The organism is Nocardioides sp. P5_C9_2, from assembly GCF_054049555.1.
The window spans coordinates 1-3,383 of sequence record NZ_JBFUMD010000431.1; the positions used below are offsets into that span (position 1 = coordinate 1).

The window sequence follows — 3,383 nt, forward strand, 5'->3', positions numbered from 1 at the left end:
GCTCGAGGTAGCCCATGATGCTGGTGATCGGGGTGCGCAGCTCGTGGCTGACGCTCGAGACGAAGGTGTCCTTGAGCTGGTCGACCTCGCGCAGCCTCTCCACCGAGGCGCGCTCGCGGGCCAGCGCCAGCTCCAGGGCCCGCTGGGTGGCGACGCGCTCGGAGATGTCCTCCGCGGTCGAGACGAAGCCGGTGAGGCGTCCCTCGGCGTCGGTGACCCGGGACAGGTTCATGAAGTGGATGCGGGTCTGCCCGTCCTTGCGGACGAACTCGACCTCGAGGCCGCCGCGGTCCGGGTCCGCCAGCTCGCGGGCCACGCTCGGGTAGTCGTTGCCCACCCCGAGCAGCTCGCCGAGCCGCGCGATCTCCTCCGGCCGGTGGAAGGTCGACGGCAGCCGGCCCAGGACCTCCTCGGGGGTGTAGCCGAGCAGGGCCTCGGCGCCGGGGTTCCACAGCGTGATCCGCCCCCGCTCGTCGGTGCCGACGATGGCCACGCCGCTCGCGCTGTCCACCACGCGGCGTACCGTGTCCGCCTCGGTGGCGGCCCGCTGGGCGAGGTCGCGCTGGATGCCGACCGCCAGCGCGAACGGCAGCGCACTGAGCACGCAGGTGCTCACGAACAGGTGGGTGACGGTCAGCACCCACTCGGGCTGCTCGGCCCCGATCAGCGCGACCGCACCCCCCTCCCCCAGCACGGCGGCGAGGTCCGCGCAGACGGCGACGAAGAGCACCCCGACCATGGCGTCGCGGAACGGCAGCCGCATGGCGGCCCAGCCGAGGGCGGGGATGACGGCCATCGCGAAGAGACCGGCGATCTTGTCGTGGCTGGTGAAGGCGATGGCCATGATCGCCACCACGGCGCTCCAGGTGAGCACCCGGCTCCAGCCGTCGACGACGCCGGCGTGGGGGGCGGTGACCATGAAGAACGGCAGGATCACGAGGTACGACGAGACGTGCGCCAGGAACGTGCCCGCGGCGATGAGCACCAGGTCGTGGTCGAGCATCAGGGGGGCGGCCACGGACAGGACCACGGTGGCCAGCCCGGCGCCGACGAAGGCCGCGGCCAGGAAGGCGCGGTAGTCGTCGATGTCGCGCAGTGCGGGCCGTTCCCCGGGCCCGGAGCGGCGGCCCAGGATCGCCGCGGCCACACTTGCCCCCGCCGTCAGGGTCGAGCCCCAGACGAGCGCGACGGCCGGGGACGCGCCGGCGAGGGAGTAGGCCGAGACGGATGCCGCACCGATGGCGGGCACGAGGACCCACCACGACCGGCGCGATGCCAGCACAAGAGCGCCAGCGGCGACGCCGACGGGCACGCTCTCGCCGACATGACTGTCCGGCCACACGGCACCCACGGCCAGGCGGACCAGGACGGCGTACAGCACGAGCAACGCCGTGCTGCGCCACCACCCACCCGACCTCACTCGGCGAGGGTAACGGGCCTCGTTGCCGAGGGAGGGGCGCACCGGTCTAGGTTGACCGCGTGACTCCTGCGAAGACCAGCTATGACGTCGTGATCGTCGGCGGTGGGCACAACGGGCTCGTGGCCGCCGCCTACCTCGGTCGGGCCGGCCTCTCGGTGCTGCTGCTCGAGCGGCTCGACCACMCGGGCGGTGCGGCGGTCTCGGTGAGCCCGTTCGCCGGTCAGCCGGCGAGGCTCTCGCGGTACTCCTACCTGGTCAGCCTCATGCCCGAGTCGCTCATGGCCGACCTGGACCTCGACGTGAGGCTCGCCTCGCGCACGACCGCGTCCTACACGCCGTGGGTCCGCGACGGCCGGAGCGGCGGACTGCTCGTGGAGCGGCCCGAGGGCGAGGCGACGCGGGCGTCGTTCGCCGAGCTCACCGGCGGTGACGCGGAGTACGACGCGTGGCGCGAGTTCTACGCCGACGTCACCGACCTGGCGCACGCCGTGGCGCCCACGCTGACCCAGCCCCTCCCCCACGAGCGCGACCTGCGCGACCTCGTGGACCCCGGCATCTGGCGCGACGTCGTCTCCCGCCCGCTCGGACGGGCGATCGAGGCGAGGTTCGCCGACGACACGGTCCGCGGCGTCGTCGGCACCGACGCCCTGATCGGCACGTTCGCGTCGCTGCACGACCCCTCGCTCATCCAGAACCGCTGCTTCCTCTACCACCTGATCGGCAACGGGACGGGCGAGTGGCGGGTGCCCGTGGGCGGCATGGGCGCGGTGACCGACGCCCTCGCCCGCAGCGCCACCGCGGCCGGCGCCGAGATCGTCACCGGCGCCGGGGTCAGCGCCATCCGCACCGACGGGGACCGCGCGGAGGTCCGGTGGCACGACGGCATGACCACCCGCACCGTCACCGGCCGGCGGGTGCTGTCGGGGGTGGCCCCGTGGGTGCTGCGGATCCTGCTCGGCGAGGACGAGGACCCCGCCACCAAGCCCGCCGGTGCGCAGCTCAAGATCAACTTCCTCCTCGACCGCCTCCCGCAGCTGCGGTCCGGTGCCGACCCGGCCGTCGCCTTCGCCGGGACCCTGCACCTCGGCGAGGACCACAGCCAGCTCGAGCGGGCGTACGCCGAGGCCGCCGCGGGACGGGTGCCGACGACCATGCCGGGCGAGGTCTACTGCCACTCCCTCACCGACCCCTCCATCCTGGGGGACCTGGCCGGCACCGGCGCGCAGACGCTCACCTACTTCGGCCTGCACACCCCGGCGGCCCTCTTCGAGGCAGACCCCGAGGGGGCCAAGCGCCTGGCCGTGGAGAGGGCGATCGCCTCCCTCGACGAGCACCTCGTGGAGCCGATCGAGTCGTGCCTGCTCCGCGACCGCGACGGCAACCCGTGCATCGAGGCGAAGGTCCCGCAGGACGTCGAGCGCGACCTCGCCATGCCGGGCGGGCACATCTTCCACGGCGACCTGGACTGGCCGTGGGCCCCGAACCGCTCCCGGCTCGACACCCCGGCCCAGCAGTGGGGCGTCCAGACCGACGACGACGTCGTGCTGCTGTGCGGCTCCGGAGCCCGCCGCGGCGGCGCCGTCTCGGGGCTCGGCGGCCACAACGCCGCCCAGGCCGTGCTGTCCGAGCTCGGGTGAGGGATCTCGATTTCATCGCACGGGCGACCGCGTGTAGAGTTCTTCTACGTTGCACAGCACGTCGTACGACACCGTTTGACGGGCGCCATTAGCTCAATTGGCAGAGCAGCTGACTCTTAATCAGCGGGTTCGGGGTTCAAGTCCMTGATGGCGTACAGAACAGCAGGCAGAGGTCCTACCGGGAGATCCCGGAGGGCCTCTTCTGCATTTCCTTCCCTGCCATATTTCTTCCCCTGCGACCCGTGTCAGGGTCGACCACGCGCTACCGTCGAGGTCGTCGACACGGGCGACGGGTACCGAGGGAGAGGCCGCACTCATGGACGACC

The 3,383-nt window shown here is 72.5% G+C and carries 2 protein-coding genes and 1 tRNA gene; 2 read left to right on the forward strand and 1 reads right to left on the reverse strand.

From position 1 onward, the window contains the following. Nucleotides 1–1,420, reverse strand: a 1,420-nt coding sequence (locus ACXJKL_RS17535; RefSeq protein ID WP_457208295.1) for a PAS domain S-box protein, incomplete at its 3' end; no start/stop codon positions are given. A 59-nt stretch (nucleotides 1,421–1,479) separates the two neighbouring features. Here ACXJKL_RS17535 and ACXJKL_RS17540 point away from each other — a divergent pair. Beyond that, a complete protein-coding gene (locus ACXJKL_RS17540) occupies nucleotides 1,480–3,057 on the forward strand; it encodes a phytoene desaturase family protein (protein ID WP_457208296.1) in 1,578 nt (525 codons plus the stop codon). Nucleotides 3,058–3,139: 82 nt separating this feature from the next. Beyond that, a tRNA-Lys gene (locus ACXJKL_RS17545) sits at nucleotides 3,140–3,212 on the forward strand. Nucleotides 3,213–3,383 lie beyond the last annotated feature (171 nt).